Here is an 18926-nt window from a genome sequence, read left to right on the forward strand (position 1 = left end):
ACCATCGACAACAAGACCAATATCGATTTCCTGATTTTCCAGTTTGATCAGGCGGTGGAACTGTTGTCGGGCAAGCTGACCACCTACCGGTTCGACAACACCAAATTTGATAGCGACGTCACGGTGGCCTACGGTACGACCAATACGGCGTGGAATGCCGGGCTCGGGCTCAACAATGCCACCTTTGCGACGCTCGACGCGATGTTTGCTGGCCCCTTTACGACCATCAGCAATGCGTCGACCAATGTCCAGACCGCGAACACGACCTTGTTCAACACCGCTGGCAACACAGGTAACATCTGGCTGATCGGTGCGGCATTTGCGAACAGTGCCGAAAACTGCCGATCTTCAGGCAGCGGTACGGGCACCAAGCCATGCACCGACGGTTTCAAACTGTCACAGCTGAAGCTGGAGACCGTGTCGATGGTTCCCGAACCCGGCACCTGGGCGATGATGATCTTTGGCTTCGGTGTGATCGGCGGTGCACTGCGCTTCAAACGCAAAGGGCAATTGGTCGTTCACGCCTGACCGCGGCAGCGGTGAAATTCGCCGTAGGGGCTATTTTCACCATTTTCGCACATAGCGGTTCACCATGACCCCGGCTTCGGACCTTCAAGGCTTTGCGCAACGCGTGCGCAGCGCGCTGATTTGGCGTTCGGGCAGCCAGATTTTGGCTCAGGCCATTACCTGGGCCTCCACCTTCATTGTCATCAACCTGCTCGATCCAGCCGACTATGGGCTGTTTGCGCTGACACAGGTCGTGCTCGCCTTCCTCTCCTTCCTTAACGGCTATGGCTTTGCCAATGCGCTCGTGCAGGGTGAGACGGTCGAGCCGCGCCGGTTGCGCCAGGCTTTCGGGATGCTGTTGCTGCTGAATGGCGGGCTTGCGGCGCTGCAACTGGCGGGTGCGCCGCTCGCCGCGGCCTATTATGGCCAGCCGCTGGTTGCCGACCTGCTGCGGGTGCAGGCACTGATCTATCTCGCAACGCCCTTCATCGCGCTGCCGGAAGTATTGCTCAGCCGCCGCCTCGATTTCCGACGCCAAGCATTGGTCAACCTGCTTGCCGCGCTGGTCGGGGCCGGCACCGCGCTTGGCTGCGCGCTGGCGGGGCAAGGGGTCTGGACGCTCGTCTATGCTCCTATCGCGTTGTTCTGGACCCGCGCCATCGGTTTGACGCTAATCGCGCGCGTCCTGGTTTGGCCCAGCTTTGATTTTCGCGGGTCCGGCAATCTGCTCGCCTTTGGCGGGGCTGTGCTAGCCAGCCAGTTTTTCTGGCTGATCCAGACGCAGTCCGACGTCTTAATCGCGGGCCGCCTGTTCGACCTCGGCGAACTTGGCCTTTACACCACCGCGCTGTTCCTGACGCAGATCATCGCCACCAAATTTGTGCCTCCGCTCAACGATGTCGCTTTCCCCGCCTTTGCCCGGCTGCAGGACAACCCCGGTGCGGTAAGGTGGAATTTCCTGAAAGCCGTCCGGCTGGTCATGCTGGTCACCGCGCCGCTGTTCCTTGGTCTGGCCGTCAGCGCCGAACCGATCGTCGACACATTCCTGCAACCGAAGTGGCACGCCATGGCCCCGCTGGTCCAGTTACTGGCCTTCGCCATGCCTTTCACCACTATGCAGATATTGTTCGCGCCGGTAACCAACGCCATGGGGCAACCCCGGATCGCCGTCGAATGCGCCCTGGCCGGGGCGATTATCTTCCCCGCCGCCTTTTTGATGGGCGCACCTTATGGAGTCACCGGTCTGGCCTGGGCGTGGCTGGGAGCAGCACCAACGCTGTTGCTGATCACGGTGCAGCGGTCACGCCGCGCGACCGGAGTTGGGCTAACCGACATTGCGCTTGCCGCATTGCCCGGCATCGGCTGCGCGTTGGGGATGGCCGGACTGGTTACGGCGCTCGATTCGCTGTCGCCGGTGGGGAGCTGGGTCGCGCCGCTGCGCCTTGCCGCCCTCGTCAGTTTTGGCGGGCTTAGTTATGCCGTCCTCCTTGCCGCGTTCGAGCGCGAAACTTTGGACGAGCTGTGGCGACTCGTGCGGCGTCAGCCGGCAATGTAATCGCGCATCGCCGCCGCCTCGGCCTCGATTCGGTCGATGCGATATTTGACCAGATCGCCAATCGATACGAATCCTGCAATTTTGCCATCATCAACGATGGGCAGGTGGCGAATGCGCCGCTGCGTCATCAGCGACAGCGCGCCCAAGACGTTGGTCCGCGAATCACAGGTCACCGGCGAGCGCGTCATCACCTCGTCAATCGAACGATCGAGCGATTCGGGGCCATAGGCGGCCAGCAGCCGCACCAGATCGCGTTCAGAAAAAATACCTACCACCGTGTCGCCATCAAGCACCGGGACCGCGCCGATGCGGTGTTCGGCCAGCAGATCAACCGCCGCGCGCACGGTGTCGCCGCGCGCCGCCGCGATAACCTTGACCGTCCGACCTTCCAGAATTGCCGCGATGGTCATCTCGCACTCCCCTCTTCCGCTGCTGTCGTTGCCGAACGCTATCATGATTCGCGGCCAAGCCGAAATATCGCTCAACGCGAATCGCTTGGCCTTGCCGCGGCAATGGTCCAAAGCAGCGCGCATGACGCGTCCCTCGCCCCTCGACGATCCCGGCAACGCCCGCAATGCGTGGGCGCGCTATCGGCGGTTGATGGCGTGGATGGCGCTGTTGTCGGTCACGGTGGCAGTGATTGGCATTGTCGCCTTGCGCCTATCTGTCGGAGAATCGGTCACCATCCATATGATGATCGCGACAGCCGCAGGCATGGGCGGCGCGGTGATGCTGACTGCCGCGCTGATGGGCCTCGTATTTTTGTCCAGCGGCACCGGGCACGACGAGAGTATTGAAGACCCCTTTGCCGATCTGGTTGACCGGTGATGAGCGAACAACTGCCCCGGGATGCCATTTTGCGCGTGGTGCCGCAGCCGGCGGATATCAACAGCAACGGCCATATTTTCGGCGGCTGGGTGCTGGCGCAGATGGACATTGCCGGCGGCATCGTCGCCGCGCGTACCGCCCAGGGGCCGACGGCGACCGTCGCGATCGAGGCGATGAAATTTCACGCCCCTATCCTGCTGCGCGATATTATTTCCGTTTACGCAAAGCTCGAACGGCGCGGGCGGACGTCAATGGGAATCAAAATCGACGTTTATGCAACGCGCGGGCGCGGCGAAATGCATGTAAAGGTGACCGAGGGTCTGTTCACTTTTGTGGCACTTGATGAGAATCACCGGCCAAAACCGCTGCCCGTGATCTAGAATCCGTCGCCTGCCAAAATATCGTCATCCCGGATCAAGCCCGGGATGACGACTCTATCCTATCCTACTCCGCTGCTTCGTCGGCTGCCACTGGCTTCGTCAGTGTGCGGCGCGGGCGGCGCACTTTGGGTGCGGCTTCGGGGGCTGGCGCATCGTCGTTCGCTTCCACATCGACCGGGCGCGCGATCGCAGGCGGCAAGACGGCCGTGTCGATGGCCCCGTCCATATCGGCATGGCGGTCCGCACCATTACCATCACGGCGCGGGCGGCGACCCCGGCCCTGATCGTCGGCGCTGCGCTCCGGACGCTCGGCGCGTTCGGCGCGCTCCGGGCGCTCGCCGCGATCGTCGCGCTGGCGATTGGCGTCGCGATTACCGTTGAAATTCCGATTCTCGCGTGGCTCGCGGTTGCCGCGACCATCACGACCATCACGCGGTTCGCGTGCGTCGCGGCGCGGTGCCTCGCTGCGCTCATCGCCTTCATCGTCGTCAGCGGCGTAAGCGTTGCCACTGGTGCTGGCTTCGGGCTCTGGCAAATCCATGTCATCGCGGCCGTCGAAATTCTCGACGCCTTCGTTGCGGCCCTGCCAGCGTTCCTGCCCTTGCGGACGGCCCTCGTCCTGCCGTGCGCGGAAATCAGAGAGCACGCGGAAATAATGGTCGGCGAATTGCAGATAATATTCGGTCTGCACCCGGTCGCCCGACAATTGGGCATCGCGCGCCAGATTCTTGTATTTCTCGATCATTTGCGCCGCATTGCCGCGCGTACGGCTGTCGATACGATTGCCGCTATCCTGACCGCCGCGACCATTGCCCTGAGGACGATTGCCGCCACCACCATTATTGTTGCGACCGCGACGGCGGCCGCTTTGCCGGATGTTCATATGGACCCTTTTGTTCCGTAGCTTATGTGCGAAAAATCATCCCCGCCGGTCGTTGACCCCTATGGCAATCGACCCTGCCCGGTATCCACCGGACCTGTTCCCGATGACATGTACAAGGCGTTGGCCGATGCCGCTGTTCGCGCGGCCGTGGGGCCGACGAACTGCGCTGTCAGGGAACCAGCCACTCGCCGGTCTCCATCGCGTTTGCGGCTGGACCTGTCGGCTGGCTGATACAACGGCTCTAGCCCGCCTCGCCGCCAAAACCAAGCGAATTATGTGTCGTCATTAACTTCTCATCAGCAGGGCGCGGTCGCGCCCGCCCAGATCGCGGTGCGTGGTAACCGTCAAACCGGCGGCTTCACCGAGTGCCGTAACGGCAGCACGCTGTGTCCAGCCGATCTCCACGATCGCCGCGCTGCCGGGGGCGAGCAACCTCGGCAAATCGGGCACTATGCGCCGATAATCGTCCAGCCCGTCCGCCCCGGCAAACAACGCCTCAGCAGGCTCATACTCGGCAACGTCGCACATTAACGGCTCGTCGGTCCCGATATAGGGCGGGTTGCACAGGATCAGGTCAAAACGTTCGTCCAGCCCCTCTCCCCAATTACCCACCTGGAAGACCGCCCGCGCCGCCAGCCCCAGCGCCGTAGCGTTGCGCCGGGCGTAATCCAGCGCCGTTTCAGATGCATCGACGCCCACCCCGCTCGCCTCGGGCCACTCGACCAGTGCCGCCAGCAGCAATGTTCCCGGCCCCGTGCCCAGGTCGAGGATGCGGCGCGGCGGCGGGCACTGCGCCACCGTCACTTCCAGCAATGTTTCACTGTCGGCGCGTGGAATCAGTACGCCCGGCCCGACGCCGATGCGCACGGTCCAGAAATCGCGGTATCCGACGATGTAAGCCACCGGTTCGTGATCCAGTCGCCGTGCCACCAGCGACGCAAAAACGTCCGGCACTGCATAGCGTTCGGGGTCCAACAGCAAGTCGCCGCGCTCAATCCCCAAGGCATGCGCCAGAAGCAGTTCGGCATCGAGGCGGGGGGTGTCCGACACGGCCGCGAGCAGCTTGGCCGCCACCGCCAGCTGGCCCCGCGTTTGCGGCGGGTGATAGGGAACGCTCACGCGTCGAGGCCAGCCAATCGCTCGGCCTGATCGGCGCTGATCAACGCGCCGACCAACTCGTCCATCGCACCCTCCAGAATCTCGGGCAGGCGGTGCAGCGTCAGGTTGATACGGTGATCGGTCACGCGCCCCTGCGGGAAATTATAGGTGCGGATGCGTTCCGACCGGTCGCCCGACCCGACCATCGCCTTGCGCTCGCCCGCGCGCGCGCTGTGCAATTTTTCTCGCTCCAGATCATAAAGCCGCGTGCGCAGCACCTGCATCGCCTTGGCGCGGTTCTTGTGCTGGCTGCGCTGGTCCTGCTGGATGACCACCAGGCCGGTGGGCAGGTGGGTGATACGAATGGCGCTGTCGGTGGTGTTCACATGCTGCCCGCCTGCGCCCGACGAGCGATAAATGTCGATTTTCAGGTCGCTGTCGTTGATCGCGACATCGACCTCCTCGGCCTCGGGCAGCACCGCGACCGTCGCCGCCGAAGTATGGATGCGCCCGCCGCTCTCGGTCACCGGCACGCGCTGGACACGGTGGACGCCGCTTTCGAACTTCAGCTTGGCGAACACGCCCTGCCCGGTCACGCTGGCAACCACTTCCTTATAGCCGCCGACCTCGGCCTCGTTGGCGCTGACGATCTCGACCTGCCAGCCATTATTCTCGGCAAAGCGCGTGTACATACGCAGCAGATCGCCCGCGAACAGCGCGGCTTCGTCGCCGCCGGTCCCGGCGCGGATTTCCAGCATCGCGCTGCGCTGGTCAGCGATATCTTTGGGCAGCATCTCGACCGCGAGGGCATGCTCGGCCTCGGGCAAAGCCACGCGGACTGCGCCGATTTCCTCCTCGGCCATCGCGCGCATTTCGGGATCGGCGAGCATGGCCTCGAGCTCAGCGAGCTCGCCCCGCAGTTTGACCACACCGCGCGCCGCACCGACGACCGGCTCCAGCTCAGCCAGCTCCTTCGACAGCGCGACGAACTCCGGCGGCGCCAGCGTCCCCGAAGCCAGCCGCGCCTCGGCCTCGGCATGCCGCGAGAGAATGGCGTCGATTTTCTGGGGGGAGATGGGGGTCACGATTTGACTTTTGTGAGCATCACTGTGGCATGAGGGACCAAGCCATCATCGAGATCGATGACAAATTGCCTCTTCATTATTGCGTCCAGTTCGTCCCACTTCATGGCAGTAGCTTGGTCGTCACGCCCAAAAGCCAAGCGAGCGGTGACCGCGTCGTGAGGGGCGTTACTCGGCAGTTGAGTCTTGATGATCCAGTCGGCGTTTAGGGCGCGCGCACGTTGGTATCTTTTCTTGATCGGACCGGACAGCACAGGCTCCACTACGACCCCGACACGTCGAAACAACGAAACGATCTGAAGAGCGAAATGCACGGACATGTCGTCGTCTGCAACCACAGCGAGGGCAGGTCGAGCCTGTTCAACCTCCCCCACCAACATCGCCAACCGCTCAATCCCGGCCGCCCAGCCCACGGCTGGGGTCACCGGCCCGCCCAGCGCTTCGACCAAGCCATCGTAACGCCCGCCGCCCAGCACCGTCCCTTGTGCGCCGAGCCGGTCGGTGACGAATTCGAACGCCGTGTGGCGGTAGTAATCCAGACCGCGCACCAGCCGCGCGTTGCGTTCCCATGCGACGCCCGCCGCATCCAGCCCCGCGGTCACCGCGCCGAAGAAATCCTGCGCCTCGCCGATCAGAAACGCATCGATATCGGGCGCGCTGTCGGCGATCGGGCGGTCGCGCGGGTCTTTGCTGTCCAAAATCCGCATCGGATTCTTTTCGAGCCGCGCCACGCTGTCCTCGGACAGCTCGCCCCGGTGCGAGGCAAAATGCTCGACCAGCGCCGCGCGCCAGGCATCGCGGCTCGGCGCGTCGCCCAGCGTGTTGAGCGTGGCGGTCACGCCCTCGGCGATCCCCAACTCCTTGAGCAACTGGTCGGCAAAGCACAGCAATTCGACATCGGCGAGCGGGCTGTCGCTGCCCAGCACTTCGGCGTCGAGCTGGTGAAACTGGCGATAGCGCCCCTTTTGCGGGCGTTCATAGCGGAACAGCGGCCCGTGTGTCGCCACTTTAAGCGGCGCATGCTGCTGCCACCCGTTGGTAATATACGCCCGCGCAATCCCCGCAGTAAATTCGGGGCGCAGCGTCACCGAATCGCCGCCGCGATCCTCGAACGAATACATTTCCTTCGACACGACATCGGTGGTCTCGCCCAGGCTGCGCGCGAACACCGCGGTTGGCTCGATCACCGGCACTTCGATCCGTTTGAAACCATAAAGCCGCCGCACTCGCTCGAACGTTTCGACCACATGGGTGAAACGGTCGGCGAAATCGCCGAGCATGTCCTGTGTGCCGCGCACCGGCTGGGGGGTCTGGATTTTCGCCATGGTGCCGCGCCTCTAAAGCCATTCATCGCGGTTGGCAAAGGTGGACGCATGGCCGCGCGCGTGGCAAGGGCGCGCCAACCAACCCAAGGAATCAATCATGCGTATCGACCTTGTCCCCGCCGGCGATGATCCGCCGCACAGTCTGAACGTCCTCATCGAAGTCCCCATTGGCGGCGAGCCGGTGAAATATGAATTCGACAAGGCGAGCGGAGCGCTGTTTGTCGACCGCTTCCTCCACACGCCAATGCGCTATCCCGCCAACTATGGCTTCGTGCCGCACACGTTGGGCGAGGACGGCGATCCCTTGGACGCGCTGGTCGTTGCCCGCTCGCCGATCATGCCCGGCGCAGTGGTGAAATGCCGCCCGGTCGGCGTGCTGTTGATGGAGGATGACAAGGGCGGCGATGAAAAGCTGCTATGCGTCCCCGTCAATGCAACCTTCCCTTATTATGCCGACGTCAAAAGCTATCGCGACCTCAAGCCCATCACATTGCAACAGGTCGAGCATTTCTTCACCCACTATAAGGACCTCGAGCCGGGGAAATGGGCGAAGCTCAATGGCTGGGGCGATGTCGATGATGCCAAGCGCATCATCATGGATTGTGTGGCGCGGGCGAAGAAAGTGGGATTCTAGTTCCTTCGCCATTGCGAGGTACCGCAGGCAACGAAGCAATCTCGGGTCAGAACCGCTCTGGATTGCTTCGCTGCGCTCGCAATGACGCTTTTAGATTGCCCCCAACGCCTGCTCCAAATCCGCAAGCAAATCGCCCACATCTTCTAGCCCAATCGACAGCCGCACCAGCGGATCGGGGTCGGTCCACGGCACCGCGGTACGCAGGCTCGCCGGGTCGGCGGTGACCACCAGGCTTTCATAGCCGCCCCAGCTATAGCCAATGCCGAAATGCGCCAGCGCGTCGATGAAGCGCGCGCGGCCGGCCGTATCGGCACCCTTGAGCGTGAAGCCGAAAAGCCCGCTCGCCCCCTTGAAGTCGCGCTGCCACAGCGCATGCCCCGGATCACCCGGCAGCGCGGGGTGCAGCACGCGCCCGACCTCCGGCCGCGCGCTCAGCCATTCGGCCACCGCAAGCGCGCTTGCCTGATGCCGGGCCATCCGCACATCCAGCGTACGCAGCCCGCGCAGCGCCAGCGCGCAATCATCGGGGCTGACCGCCTGCCCCAGCTGATAGGCGGTCGCGCGCAGCTTGGGCCATAAGGCGGCATTGGCGGTGACCGACCCCATCATCAGGTCGCTGTGCCCGCCAACATATTTGGACAGGCTCATGATGCTGATGTCGATGCCATGCGCCAATGCCGGGAACAGCAACGGCGTCGCCCAGGTATTGTCGATCAGCGTGACGACGCCCGCTGCCTGCGCCGCCGCGACAATTGCGGGCACATCCTGCACCTCGAAGGTCAAGCTGCCGGGCGATTCGAGGAAAATCGCGCGCGTGGCGGGAGTAATCAGCCTCGCAATTCCTGCCCCGACTGCGGGGTCATAATAGGTTGTCGCGATTCCCAGCCGCTTCAGCAACCCGTCGCACAGGCTGCGCGTCGGGTCATAGGCGCTATCGACCATCAGCAATTCGTCGCCGGGCGACAGCAGCGCCAAAAGCGCCCCCGCAATCGCGGCCACGCCCGAGGGGTAAAGCAGCGTCCCCGCAGCCCCCGGCTCCAACTCGGTCAGCGCATCGGCGAGCGCCCACACCGTCGGCGTCCCGCGTCGCCCGTAAAACAGCTTGTCATGCGTATCGCGCCCGCGCGTTTTGAGGTCATGCGCATTGTCATAAAGGATGGTCGATGCGCGCCAGACCGGCGGATTAACGATGCCGCCGCCCAGCCGGGGGTCGCCAGTCCATTCTGGCCGCCGCCCACCTTGCACAATTTTGGTTGCCGGGCGGAGATCATCTTGGTCGGACGGAGTGTTTTTGGCCATGCCCATCCGTAACCCAGCTTTTCTGCCAAGCCAAATGTCGATAAACCGATCGGGCGGGGGTGCCGTCCATGATCGCGCGGGCAGGATTGCAATTCGGGCTGTTCGCCTTTGGGCTGGGCTTCGCACTGGGCACAATCAGGGTGCTTCTGATGGCGCCGCAGTTGGGCGAAGCGGCGGCAGTCGGGCTCGAATTGCCGGTAATGCTTGCGGCGTGCTGGTGGTGGTGGGCCGCATTGTGCGGCGTTATCAACCAGCCCCACTCAGCGCCGCACTGGCCATCGGTGCAATTGGTTTAGCCGTGGTCCTGCTCGGCGAATTTCTTGTCGGCATATCGCTGTTCGGCATGACCCCGGCAGGCTGGCTGGCCAGCTTTGCCAAGCTTAGTGCAAGGCTTGGCCTGTTGGCACAGCTGTCGCTCATCATCATGCCCGTACTGCAAACACGGCGGATGCCGCGCAGCTGATCAAGCTGGGCCGGTCGCTTTCGGCGTGGACGGGTCTGCGCCCCATTCGGTCCAGCTGCCGTCGTAAATGGCAACATCTTCCTTGCCCAGCAGATGCGCGCCAAAGGCGACGACGCACGCCGTCATGCCCGATCCACAGGTCGCCACCAACGGCCGGTCCATATCAACCCCGGCAGCGGCAAAGGCGGCTTCGAGTTCGTCGCCCTGTTTCCATGTACCATCGGCATGGAACAACTCGCTGAAGGGCAGGCTGCGCGATCCCGGAATATGACCCGGTGCCAGATGCGGACGCGGGTCGCGTTCGACACCGGTAAAGCGCGCTGCGCCACGTGCATCGACCAGCTGCTCGGCCTTGCTGTCAAGGTTTGCCAGTACCTGTTCCTTGGTCCGCACCTGCTTGGCATCACGCCACACGGTAAAGTGGCGGTGGCGCAGCGTGTGCTTGCCCATTTCCAGCGGACGCCCTTCGGCCTTCCATTTGGCGAGCCCACCATCAAGCAGCGCAACATCATGCGCACCGAACAGCTTCAGCAGCCACCAGCCGCGCGCCGCGCTTTTGATCGGGCTGTCGTCATACAGCACGATGCGGCTGCCATCGCCCAGGCCAAGCGAGGCCATGCGGCTCGCAAACTTCTCGGCCGGCGGGGCCATATTGTCGATCGGATTGCCGCCATCGACCAGATCGGCCAGGTCCATGAACACCGCACCGGGGATATGCCCGCTTTCATATTCGGTGCGCGCGTCGCGTGCATCGCCGGGCATCAGCCAGGTGGCATCGACCACCCGCAGGTCCGACGCCCCCAATTCGCGTTGCAACCATTCGGTCGAGACCAAGGCGTCCATGCTTTACTCCTGCTGCGGGCCGCTGGCGCTGGCCGGGTCTGCTCGCCCGGTCCGGTCATCCATCGGCCTTCCCTATTGTTGCGGTTCGGCTTTCCGGGGAGGAGGTAAGCCTAGGCAAGCGCCCGGCGTCTTTCAACCGGGTTGGTCGAATTAAACGCCATTCTGTTGCACCGCAACATGCAATCGGTCAGGCCACTCGCTGCATTTCGGTAACGCGCGCCGAAGGCGACGCCAGACGGCGGGGCGGCAAGTCGAGCCGCACCGGCGCAATTTTGCCATCGGCCGCGGTGAGCGATCCCAGCACATAGGCCGCCGCGACCTGACCAAAGGCGTCGCCCTCGCCATCCCAATGATAAGTGACATCAAAGCCGATGACCGGAATCAGCGAAGGGTAGCCCGCAACCAGCATCGGTTCGACCTGCGCCAGCGGCAACAAGGCATTGCGCGCTATGGTGCCGACGTCACCCGGGGCGATTTCAACGTCTTCGGCCAGCACCGAACCGCCAGCACCATCAAAAAAACGTTCGAGCAATTCGCTTTGCTGCCGATTCGCCTGCTGCAGGGCGATTCGCACCAACCCACCGGTTGCGACCCGATCCCCCTGGTTGGCGAGCAACAGAGCAAAGCGGATACGCGCCTGGTCGGCCAACATCTCGATAGCTTCAATTTGCAGCGTCATGGTCAGCCGCGCGCGGCCAGTGACGGATATCGGCGCAGCCGATAGCGCCGGCGGATACGAATCAGATACTGCGCGCGCGGTCGGCGGTGGCGCCGGGGCGCGGACTGGCGGAGCGGTTGCCTTCTCCAAAGCTTCGGGAGCAGCAACGGCGACTTCGGCTCCATCCGCCAGCGCAGGTTCGGCTCGCTCGCGGCGTAGCCACCACAGTCCGGCAACCAGCGCCGTCACAAACGCCAAAGCCCAAGGCCACCAGACTGGGACCCACGGCAATGTGTCGGGTGAAGTGACCGGCAGGGTCGGCGGCGGTGCAGACTGGCCAGGCGTCGCCGCTTCGGGCTCAGCCAACGGCCGCGTTTCGGCCCCAGCCGGTTCGGTTGGCAAAGGCGGCGCAATAATCGGCGCTGTGGCGCTGCTTAATGGCGAGGCTTGAGCCGGAGCCGGGGCCGGGGCAGTCACAGCACGCGGGCGCGCAGGAACGGGCTGCGTCGTACTCCGCTGCGCTGATGGTTGGGCTGGGGTAGCAATCGTCGGCGCTGGCTGCGGGGCCGGCGCCTGGGGCTGCGGCTGCGGCTGCGGCTGCGGCTGCGGGCGGGGTACGGCAAGAGGCGGAATGCCGCCATCATCAGGTCCCTGCGCCGGCCGCGGTGTGGGCGTGCGCGCAGGTGCTGGGGCGATAAAGCCATCGGGCGGCCCTTGCGCCTCTTGCGCAGCGAGCGGCGGCGCAGCCAACAGCGCGCCGCTAGACAGCAGGCAAGCAACAACAGCAATAATCTTCACACGATCAAACATGCACGGTCCGGGGTGAACGGGGGCTGGCTCATGACCCGTTTGGCGGCAGCCAACAACGGGCATGACATGAACCGTGCGGCGCATTAGACGAACGGGATGACCGATACCAGCCAAGAAAGCCTGCGCCCTGTCCACCTCGGCCAAAGCTCGTCGCTGCCTGCACGGCCCGAGGATGCGGTGCTCGACTATGTCCCCAACCCGCGCCGCGGCGAACTTTACCTCGTACGCTTTGCTGTACCGGAATTTACGTCGCTCTGCCCGGTCACCGGTCAGCCCGATTTTGCGCATCTGGTGATTGATTATGCGCCGGGGGCGACCATCGTCGAATCCAAGTCCCTGAAGCTGTTCCTTGGCAGTTTCCGGAATCACGCCGGGTTTCACGAGGATTGCACCGTCGGCATCGGTCGCCGCCTGTTTGATGAAATGCAACCGCAATGGCTGCGCATTGGCGGTTACTGGTATCCGCGCGGCGGCATCCCGATCGACGTTTTCTGGCAATCGGGCCCACCGCCTGCTGGGCTGTGGCTGCCCGACCAGGGCGTCCCGGGCTATCGCGGGCGCGGTTAGCCTCGGTCGCGCTTGCCCAGCAGTTTCAGCCGCAGCGCGTTCAGCCGGATGAACCCTGCGGCATCCTTCTGGTCATAGGCCCCCGCATCATCCTCGAAAGTGACATGGCGCTCGCTGTACAAGCTATGCGGTGATTTTCTGCCAACAACGCTGGCCAACCCCTTGTAGAGTTTCAGCCGCACCGTGCCTGTCACCTTGGCCTGGCTATGGTCGATGGCGGCCTGCAGCATCTCCCGCTCGGGTGCAAACCAGAAGCCATTGTAGATGAGCTCGGCATATTTGGGCATCAGCTCATCTTTGAGGTGCGCCGCACCGCGATCAAGCGTGATGCTTTCAATGCCGCGATGCGCGCGCGCATAAATTTCGCCGCCCGGCGTCTCATACATGCCGCGCGATTTCATTCCGACAAAGCGATTCTCGACCAGATCGAGCCGACCGATCCCGTGCTTGCGCCCCAGATCGTTGAGTGCAGCGAGCAACGTGGCCGGCGACATCGCCTGCCCGTTCAGCGCGACCCCGTCGCCGCGTTCAAAGTCGATGGTGATATACTCAGGTGCATCGGGCGCATCCTCTGGATTGACGGTGCGCGAATAGACATAGTCAGGGGTTTCCTCCCACGGATTTTCGAGCACTTTCCCCTCGGACGAGGTGTGGAGCAGGTTGGCGTCGGTGGAAAAGGGGCTTTCGCCGCGCTTGTCCTTGGGCACCGGGATCTGGTGTTTTTCGGCCCATTCGATCAGCGCGGTGCGGCTGGTCAGATCCCATTCGCGCCATGGGGCGATCACCTTGATATCGGGATCCAGCGCATAGGCGCTGAGCTCAAATCGCACCTGGTCATTGCCCTTGCCCGTCGCGCCATGCGCCACCGCATCGGCCCCAGTCATGTGCGCGATCTCCACCAGTCGCTTGGAAATCAACGGGCGGGCGATGCTGGTGCCGAGCAAATAATCGCCCTCGTACCGCGCATTGGCGCGCATCATCGGGAACACGAAGTCGCGGACAAATTCCTCGCGCAGATCGTCGATGAAAATATGCTCGTCGGGCACGCCCATCAGCTTGGCCTTGGCGCGCGCGGGCTCCAGTTCTTCGCCTTGCCCCAGATCGGCAGTGAAGGTCACGACTTCGCAAGCATAGGTGACCTGCAGCCATTTGAGTATGACGCTGGTGTCCAGTCCGCCCGAATAGGCAAGGACGACTCGTTTGACGGGGCCTGACATGGGCGACATACTCCTCGACTGGACAACGCGGCGCGCCTATCAGCCGCATCGGCGGGGAGCAAGGCCATGGCCGGTTACGAGCTGAAGACCAAGGTAAACGATGCCAACGTCAATGCGTTCATCGCTGCCATCGACCATCCGGTGCGCCGCGCCGACGCAGACCAGCTGCTTGACCTTTATGCTGATGTGACGGGCATGGAGCCGCGCATGTGGGGGCCGAGCATCATCGGCTACGGCCAATATCATTACAAATATGACAGCGGCCACGAAGGCGACATGTGCCGCGCAGGGTTCAGCCCGCGCAAGGCCAACCTCTCTATCTATCTGATGTGCGGTTATTGCGATGATGAATATGGCGCGCGCATGGCGGCACTGCGCGAGCGGCTGGGCAAGCACAAGATGGCCAAAAGCTGTCTTTACATCAACAAGCTGGCCGATGTGGATATGGCGGTGCTCAAGGACATGGTCGCCACGGACCTGTCATGGATGGATGCGAACTATCCCCGTTGAGATTGCGAAAGGATTGAACAAATGGGTGATTTTTCGGGTAAATCGGTGATGGTGCTGGGCGGCAGTCGTGGCATTGGCGCCGCGATCGTGCGGCATTTTGCCTCCGCCGGCGCAAATGTCGCTTTCACCTTTGCCGGATCAGCCGACGCTGCTGCTGTCCTGGCCAGCGAAACCGGGGCCACCGCAACCAAGGCCGACAGTGCAATCCGCGACGAGGTGGTGAAGGCCGTCGCCGACGCCGGGGCGCTTGATATCATCGTCATCAATGCCGGGGTGGCCATGATGGGCGATCCGCTGGAGCTAGACGCGGCCGGCGTAGAGCGTTTGTTCGATATCAATATCCGTGCGCCCTATTTTGCCGCCGTCGAAGCCGGTCGCCGGATGAACGACAATGGGCGGATCATCATCATCGGGTCAGTCAATGGCGACCGCGCGGGCTGGCCAGGGGTGACCGCCTATGCCGTGTCCAAATCGGCGATGCAGGGATTGGCGCGCGGGCTGGCGCGCGATTTCGGGCATCGGGGGATTACCGCCAACACGGTGCAGCCGGGCCCGGTCGACACCGACATGAACCCCGCCGAAGGGCCGCTCGCGTCGATGATGCACGCTGCAATGGCGATCAAGCGTCACGCGCATGCCGATGAAGTGGCCGATCTGGTACTGTTCCTCGCCAGCCCAAAGGCGGCGATGATTACGGGCACGACGCACACAATCGACGGCGGGTTCGGAGCTTAGTTGCTCTTATATCCCCGCATACCATTCATAATCGATGCGGTCTTCCCAATAGCCGCCCTTGCCCGCACCAATGCCATCAAGGCTGGCGACCGCTTCGATACTTTCGATGAACTTGGCCTGCTTATAGCCCAGATGGCGCTCGACGCGCAGCCGCAACGGCGCGCCGTTGGCAACCGGCAGCGCCGCGCGGTTGAGCATCCAAGCCAACATGGTTTGCGGGTGTAGCGCGTCGGTGAGGTCGATGCTTTCATAATATGGTACGCCGCCGATCTTGTCAGCGCAGCGGAACACCAGATATTTTGCGCTGTCTTTGAGCTGCGCAGCAGCCAGGATCGGCGCGAGCCGCGCGCCCTGCCATTCGCCAATCGCGCTCCACCCCTCGACGCAGTCGTGGCGGGTGATCTGGGTGCGCTGTGGTGCGCTGCGGATATCGGCCATGCTCAGTGCCAGCGGCTTGTTCACCAATCCGCCGACCCGCACCCGCCAATCGCGAAAGCCGGTCGCGACATGCGCGCTATAGCTCGGGCCGTCGCCCATGCGCGAGCCATTGGCGCGAAAGATGGGCGACAGGTCGGCGCGTGTAAATTCGGGTGCGAGCGAATCGCGGTTCATCAGCGCGCGCTGGCTGTGCTGATGCATCGTCTCGCCCATCGACAAAATCTTGCGAAATTCAGGATTGGCGTTGAGCGCATCGCAGCCCGACAGCAACGGCAACGCCGCCATGCTGCCGATGAGCGACCGGCGATTGACAATCAATTGGCTCATGCCGCGTCTCCCTTTGGCGCTTTGGGCTGCGGCAGGGTGAACCAGCCGGTCAGCATCGATCGCACCTCGTTAATCGGGCCCGCCAGCAACACCATCGCCATATGCACAAAGAAAAAGCCGATTAGCGCAAGCATGGTGAGGAAGTGGATCGAGCGCGCCGATTGCCGCCCCCCCAACAGGTCCAATATCCACGGCGCCGCCGCGTTGAACCCCGGCGACATAGCGAGGCCGGTCAAGATCATTAGCGGCAGCATCACGAAGATGACGCTGATATACGCTAGCTTTTGCAGAACATTATAGCGCGCCGCCGCCTCGCCAGTCGGAAAGCGCAGCCGCGCATGCTCCTTGATGTCGTGCCATAAATGGCTGGGTGACCATTCACCGCGCGTTACGTGCAGATCACGGCGGACATGGCCCGAGAACAGCGACCACAGCATGTAAAGCGTCATTGAAATAGCCAGCACCCACGCAAAGAACAAATGCCAGCGGCGCCCATCGGCCAGGCTGTAGCCCGACGGAATCGTTGCCCAAGACGGGAAAGCCCAGTGTTTGGTTTCGCCCGCTTCATTCTGCCAATGTCCAAGCACGCCGGTGGTTTTCACCTCGACGCTGCCGACGCGCAAAAATCCGTCGGTGGCGGTCGAGCGGATTTCCATCCACGCGGGATCATTGATCGCGCCATAAGCCCCCCAATGCAGCCGGGGGTACGCGTTGAAGATCATCAACCCGCTCATGATCATGACCAGCAGCGTGAGGGCATTGGTCCAGTGCCAAAGGCGGGTGGCCCAGCGGTGGCGATAGACGCGCGGCGGCGGCAACACCGATGCCGCATCACCCGGCACCGGCGGCGCGGTCAACACCTCGCCCAAGTCGGCCTGTGCCGTTGTCATTGCAAATTCCCTCCAAGCGCCGGAGCCCTGCCACTCCTGCGTCGGAAGCTATAGCAACATCTTGCAATCACAAGCGCGCGGCCTGCATCACTTTCATGCACGGCGAGCATTCAGCCCCTCGCCCGCCCCGTCATGCCATCACATAAGCCTCGCGGTAGCGCGTCCGCAAACTCACCTTGTCGATCTTTTCGGTCCCCAATTTGGGCAACGCATCGGGCGAAATCCAGATCACTTGTGGTACTTTGAACGCAGCGAGCCTGTCACGGAGGAAGGCCTTAAGCTCGTCGGCATCGACGTTGCTGCCAGGTTTCATCCAGACCACCGCGCCCGGCACCTCGCCCAGCCTATCGTCGGGCAGTCCGAACACCGCGCATTCATTGGCGTCGGGATGTTCGTAGATCGCTGCTTCGACTTCCTGACAGCTGATATTTTCGCCGCCGCGAATGATGATGTCCTTCTTGCGGTCGACGATGAAGAGATAACCATCCTCGTCCAGATAGCCCAAATCGCCGGTCCGGAAATAGCCATCGTCAGTGAAGGCAGCCTTCGTCGCAGCCTCGTTGTTCCAATAGCCTTCGAAATTGGCGATCGAGCGGATGCAGACCTCCCCAACCTCTCCCTGCGCCAGCGGCGCACCGCTTTCGTCCAAGATGGCCAAATCAACCAGCGGCTTGGACGCGGGGCCTGTCGACAGCGGCTTCGCCAGATAGTTTTCGTTAATGTTGCCGCACCCGACGGCATTGGTTTCGGTGAGGCCATAGCCGAGCAGCGGCTTGCCCCCACCCATACCGTCGGCGAGGCGCTTGACATGTTCGGGCGGCCGGGGCGCGCCGCCGGCGGCAAAGCCGGTGCACGACGACAAATCATATTTGTGCCGGTTGGGGTGGGTGAGCATTTCATAGCTCATCAGCGGTACGCCGGTGAAGTTATTGACCTTTTCATCCTGGATCAGCTGCATCGCATGTTCGGCATTCCATTTGGGCATCAGCACCAGTTTGCGGCCCAAGGCAAAGCTTTGCAGGAACACGGGCACTTCGGCGGTCACATGAAACAGCGGCGTGCATACCAAAGTCGCGGGCTGGTTGCCGGTCATCAGCCCGTCCTGCGTCAGCAGATGGACAATGCCAAGTGTCTGGCAGATATAGTTGAACGTCCCCTGGATGACGTTGACGTGCCGCGAATAGGCCCCCTTCGACTGGCCGGTCGACCCTGACGTAAACAATATGGTGGCCAGGTCATCGCCCGCCAGCTGGGGCAGGTCGGCCGTCGCGCCGGTCAGCGGCGCGATAGCAGCGTCAAGCGGCTGGGCAATATTCAGTGTCACCACGGTTGCGCCATGGTCAATAGCCGCGAGGCGTTCGGCGCGCTGCGGGTCGGCGATGACCAAAGTCGCTCCGGTCATGCGGATGCCGTCGGTCAGTTCGCCCGACTGCCACCAGCCGTTAAGCAGGGTGGCGCACCCACCCGCCATCAAGATTCCGGCATAGACCACGCACCAGCTGGTGGCGTTGCGCATCGCAATGCCGACGCGGTCGCCCTTTTGCACGCCATGTTTGGCCACCAGCCCCATCGCCACCGCGCGCGCGACGGCATAAAATTGCTTGTAGCTGAGCCGTTCGTCACCTTCGACCAAAAAGGTCGCGTCGCCGTGCATGTGGCAGAAATAGGTCATATAGTCGGCCAAGTTGCCAGGCGCGTTGGCAATGAAGGGCATTTCCCGCCCATATCGCTGGGTCGTGCCCACCGTAATCATGCCGCCCGGGCCGGTGATCGATTCATAAGCAGCTTGCAGGCGCAGGTCGAGCGCAGACGGCATTCACATCTCTCCTCTTGGTCTCTTGTTCCTGCCCCGTTATGGGGAGGGCCTTCCCGGGGTC

At 63.0% G+C, this 18926-nt stretch carries 22 protein-coding genes (1 of these 22 running past the window's edge); 10 read left to right on the top strand and 12 right to left on the bottom strand.

Annotated features, from left to right (window positions below; genetic code table 11):
* Positions 1-528 carry the 3' portion of a PEPxxWA-CTERM sorting domain-containing protein gene (locus tag AC2TC0_RS13360; RefSeq protein ID WP_484718005.1) on the top strand. Its footprint begins 300 nt before the window's first position, so only the last 528 of its 828 coding nucleotides appear in the window; its start codon lies off the left edge, out of view; the stop codon is at positions 526-528.
* Between the two features lie 64 nt (positions 529-592).
* Entirely contained in the window at positions 593-2062 is a 1470-nt protein-coding gene (locus tag AC2TC0_RS13365; protein WP_484718006.1) for a lipopolysaccharide biosynthesis protein, read from the top strand.
* On the opposite strand, the gene AC2TC0_RS13370 is transcribed toward AC2TC0_RS13365, so the two are convergent.
* Entirely contained in the window at positions 2047-2472 is a 426-nt protein-coding gene (locus AC2TC0_RS13370; RefSeq protein WP_484718007.1) for a CBS domain-containing protein, read from the bottom strand. The two genes, AC2TC0_RS13365 and AC2TC0_RS13370, sit on opposite strands and share 16 nt — an antisense overlap.
* A gap of 121 nt (positions 2473-2593) precedes the next feature.
* Between AC2TC0_RS13370 and AC2TC0_RS13375 the strand changes: the two genes are divergently transcribed.
* Entirely contained in the window at positions 2594-2890 is a 297-nt protein-coding gene (locus AC2TC0_RS13375; protein ID WP_484718008.1) for a hypothetical protein, read from the top strand.
* Positions 2890-3270, top strand: a complete 381-nt coding sequence (locus AC2TC0_RS13380) for an acyl-CoA thioesterase (protein ID WP_484718009.1) — start codon at positions 2890-2892, stop codon at positions 3268-3270. Before AC2TC0_RS13375 ends, AC2TC0_RS13380 begins: the two co-directional genes overlap by 1 nt.
* A 64-nt stretch (positions 3271-3334) precedes the next feature.
* Here the strand turns inward: AC2TC0_RS13380 and AC2TC0_RS13385 are convergent, their stop codons facing one another.
* The 4 genes from AC2TC0_RS13385 to hisS all read right to left on the bottom strand — a co-directional run bounded on the left by AC2TC0_RS13385 (position 3335) and on the right by hisS (position 7658).
* Complete coding sequence (locus AC2TC0_RS13385) at positions 3335-4153, bottom strand: DUF4167 domain-containing protein (protein WP_484718010.1); 819 nt, start codon at positions 4151-4153, stop codon at positions 3335-3337.
* 285 nt (positions 4154-4438) lie between these two features.
* Positions 4439-5272, bottom strand: coding sequence for a peptide chain release factor N(5)-glutamine methyltransferase (gene prmC, locus AC2TC0_RS13390; protein ID WP_484718011.1), 834 nt, complete (start codon positions 5270-5272; stop codon positions 4439-4441).
* Complete coding sequence (prfA, locus tag AC2TC0_RS13395) at positions 5269-6336, bottom strand: peptide chain release factor 1 (RefSeq protein ID WP_484718012.1); 1068 nt, start codon at positions 6334-6336, stop codon at positions 5269-5271. Before prfA ends, prmC begins: the two co-directional genes overlap by 4 nt.
* Positions 6333-7658: a histidine--tRNA ligase gene (gene hisS, locus AC2TC0_RS13400; protein ID WP_484718013.1), complete on the bottom strand. Its 1326-nt coding sequence runs from the start codon at positions 7656-7658 to the stop codon at positions 6333-6335. Before hisS ends, prfA begins: the two co-directional genes overlap by 4 nt.
* 97 nt (positions 7659-7755) lie before the next feature.
* On the opposite strand from hisS, the gene ppa reads away from it, so the two are divergent.
* A complete protein-coding gene (gene ppa, locus AC2TC0_RS13405; RefSeq protein ID WP_484718014.1) occupies positions 7756-8292 on the top strand; it encodes an inorganic diphosphatase in 537 nt (178 codons plus the stop codon).
* Between the two features lie 90 nt (positions 8293-8382).
* Here ppa and metC read toward each other — a convergent pair whose 3' ends face one another.
* Positions 8383-9591 carry a cystathionine beta-lyase gene (metC, locus tag AC2TC0_RS13410; RefSeq protein ID WP_484718015.1) on the bottom strand — a complete coding sequence of 403 codons (1209 nt, stop codon included), beginning with the start codon at positions 9589-9591 and terminating at the stop codon, positions 8383-8385.
* 68 nt (positions 9592-9659) lie between these two features.
* On the opposite strand from metC, the gene AC2TC0_RS13415 reads away from it, so the two are divergent.
* Both AC2TC0_RS13415 and AC2TC0_RS13420 read left to right on the top strand, forming a co-directional pair.
* Entirely contained in the window at positions 9660-9887 is a 228-nt protein-coding gene (locus AC2TC0_RS13415; RefSeq protein WP_484718016.1) for a hypothetical protein, read from the top strand.
* Positions 9888-9889: 2 nt separating this feature from the next.
* Positions 9890-10054 carry a hypothetical protein gene (locus AC2TC0_RS13420; RefSeq protein WP_484718017.1) on the top strand — a complete coding sequence of 55 codons (165 nt, stop codon included), beginning with the start codon at positions 9890-9892 and terminating at the stop codon, positions 10052-10054.
* On the opposite strand, the gene sseA is transcribed toward AC2TC0_RS13420, so the two are convergent.
* The gene (gene sseA / locus AC2TC0_RS13425) at positions 10055-10897 is read right to left on the bottom strand and encodes a 3-mercaptopyruvate sulfurtransferase (RefSeq protein ID WP_484718018.1); all 843 of its coding nucleotides are present in this window, start codon (positions 10895-10897) and stop codon (positions 10055-10057) included.
* A gap of 187 nt (positions 10898-11084) precedes the next feature.
* On the bottom strand, positions 11085-11921 hold the full coding sequence (locus AC2TC0_RS13430) for a hypothetical protein (RefSeq protein ID WP_484718019.1): 837 nt from the start codon (positions 11919-11921) through the stop codon (positions 11085-11087).
* A gap of 540 nt (positions 11922-12461) precedes the next feature.
* Here AC2TC0_RS13430 and queF point away from each other — a divergent pair.
* On the top strand, positions 12462-12932 hold the full coding sequence (queF, locus tag AC2TC0_RS13435; protein ID WP_484718020.1) for a preQ(1) synthase: 471 nt from the start codon (positions 12462-12464) through the stop codon (positions 12930-12932).
* Here the strand turns inward: queF and AC2TC0_RS13440 are convergent.
* Positions 12929-14149, bottom strand: a complete 1221-nt coding sequence (locus AC2TC0_RS13440; protein WP_484718021.1) for an argininosuccinate synthase — start codon at positions 14147-14149, stop codon at positions 12929-12931. The two genes, queF and AC2TC0_RS13440, sit on opposite strands and share 4 nt — an antisense overlap.
* Before the next feature lie 66 nt (positions 14150-14215).
* On the opposite strand from AC2TC0_RS13440, the gene AC2TC0_RS13445 reads away from it, so the two are divergent.
* Positions 14216-14659 (top strand): DUF1801 domain-containing protein, encoded by a 444-nt coding sequence (locus tag AC2TC0_RS13445; protein ID WP_484718022.1) that lies wholly within the window; start codon positions 14216-14218, stop codon positions 14657-14659.
* A 21-nt stretch (positions 14660-14680) separates the two neighbouring features.
* Positions 14681-15394, top strand: coding sequence for an SDR family oxidoreductase (gene bdcA / locus AC2TC0_RS13450; RefSeq protein ID WP_484718023.1), 714 nt, complete (start codon positions 14681-14683; stop codon positions 15392-15394).
* Between the two features lie 6 nt (positions 15395-15400).
* Here the strand turns inward: bdcA and AC2TC0_RS13455 are convergent, their stop codons facing one another.
* From AC2TC0_RS13455 to AC2TC0_RS13465, 3 genes are all read right to left on the bottom strand, one after another.
* Entirely contained in the window at positions 15401-16159 is a 759-nt protein-coding gene (locus tag AC2TC0_RS13455; RefSeq protein ID WP_484718024.1) for a molybdopterin-dependent oxidoreductase, read from the bottom strand.
* Entirely contained in the window at positions 16156-17049 is an 894-nt protein-coding gene (locus AC2TC0_RS13460; protein ID WP_484718025.1) for a cytochrome b/b6 domain-containing protein, read from the bottom strand. The genes AC2TC0_RS13455 and AC2TC0_RS13460 overlap by 4 nt, the downstream gene beginning before the upstream one ends.
* Before the next feature lie 130 nt (positions 17050-17179).
* Complete coding sequence (locus AC2TC0_RS13465) at positions 17180-18865, bottom strand: class I adenylate-forming enzyme family protein (RefSeq protein ID WP_484718026.1); 1686 nt, start codon at positions 18863-18865, stop codon at positions 17180-17182.
* Between the last annotated feature and the right edge of the window lie 61 nt (positions 18866-18926).

The sequence above is a fragment of the Sphingopyxis sp. sgz302558 genome (assembly GCF_057220455.1).

Excerpts from the sequence above, each read along its gene's own strand:
- AC2TC0_RS13365 (WP_484718006.1), top strand. The coding sequence starts at position 593 with ATGACCCCGGCTTCGGACCTTCAAGGCTTTGCGCAACGCGTGCGCAGC.
- AC2TC0_RS13370 (WP_484718007.1), bottom strand. The coding sequence starts at position 2,472 with ATGACCATCGCGGCAATTCTGGAAGGTCGGACGGTCAAGGTTATCGCG.
- AC2TC0_RS13375 (WP_484718008.1), top strand. The coding sequence starts at position 2,594 with ATGACGCGTCCCTCGCCCCTCGACGATCCCGGCAACGCCCGCAATGCG.
- AC2TC0_RS13380 (WP_484718009.1), top strand. The coding sequence starts at position 2,890 with ATGAGCGAACAACTGCCCCGGGATGCCATTTTGCGCGTGGTGCCGCAG.
- AC2TC0_RS13385 (WP_484718010.1), bottom strand. The coding sequence starts at position 4,153 with ATGAACATCCGGCAAAGCGGCCGCCGTCGCGGTCGCAACAATAATGGT.
- hisS (WP_484718013.1), bottom strand. The coding sequence starts at position 7,658 with ATGGCGAAAATCCAGACCCCCCAGCCGGTGCGCGGCACACAGGACATG.
- ppa (WP_484718014.1), top strand. The coding sequence starts at position 7,756 with ATGCGTATCGACCTTGTCCCCGCCGGCGATGATCCGCCGCACAGTCTG.
- metC (WP_484718015.1), bottom strand. The coding sequence starts at position 9,591 with ATGGCCAAAAACACTCCGTCCGACCAAGATGATCTCCGCCCGGCAACC.
- AC2TC0_RS13415 (WP_484718016.1), top strand. The coding sequence starts at position 9,660 with ATGATCGCGCGGGCAGGATTGCAATTCGGGCTGTTCGCCTTTGGGCTG.
- sseA (WP_484718018.1), bottom strand. The coding sequence starts at position 10,897 with ATGGACGCCTTGGTCTCGACCGAATGGTTGCAACGCGAATTGGGGGCG.
- queF (WP_484718020.1), top strand. The coding sequence starts at position 12,462 with ATGACCGATACCAGCCAAGAAAGCCTGCGCCCTGTCCACCTCGGCCAA.
- AC2TC0_RS13440 (WP_484718021.1), bottom strand. The coding sequence starts at position 14,149 with ATGTCAGGCCCCGTCAAACGAGTCGTCCTTGCCTATTCGGGCGGACTG.
- AC2TC0_RS13445 (WP_484718022.1), top strand. The coding sequence starts at position 14,216 with ATGGCCGGTTACGAGCTGAAGACCAAGGTAAACGATGCCAACGTCAAT.
- bdcA (WP_484718023.1), top strand. The coding sequence starts at position 14,681 with ATGGGTGATTTTTCGGGTAAATCGGTGATGGTGCTGGGCGGCAGTCGT.
- AC2TC0_RS13455 (WP_484718024.1), bottom strand. The coding sequence starts at position 16,159 with ATGAGCCAATTGATTGTCAATCGCCGGTCGCTCATCGGCAGCATGGCG.
- AC2TC0_RS13460 (WP_484718025.1), bottom strand. The coding sequence starts at position 17,049 with ATGACAACGGCACAGGCCGACTTGGGCGAGGTGTTGACCGCGCCGCCG.
- AC2TC0_RS13465 (WP_484718026.1), bottom strand. The coding sequence starts at position 18,865 with ATGCCGTCTGCGCTCGACCTGCGCCTGCAAGCTGCTTATGAATCGATC.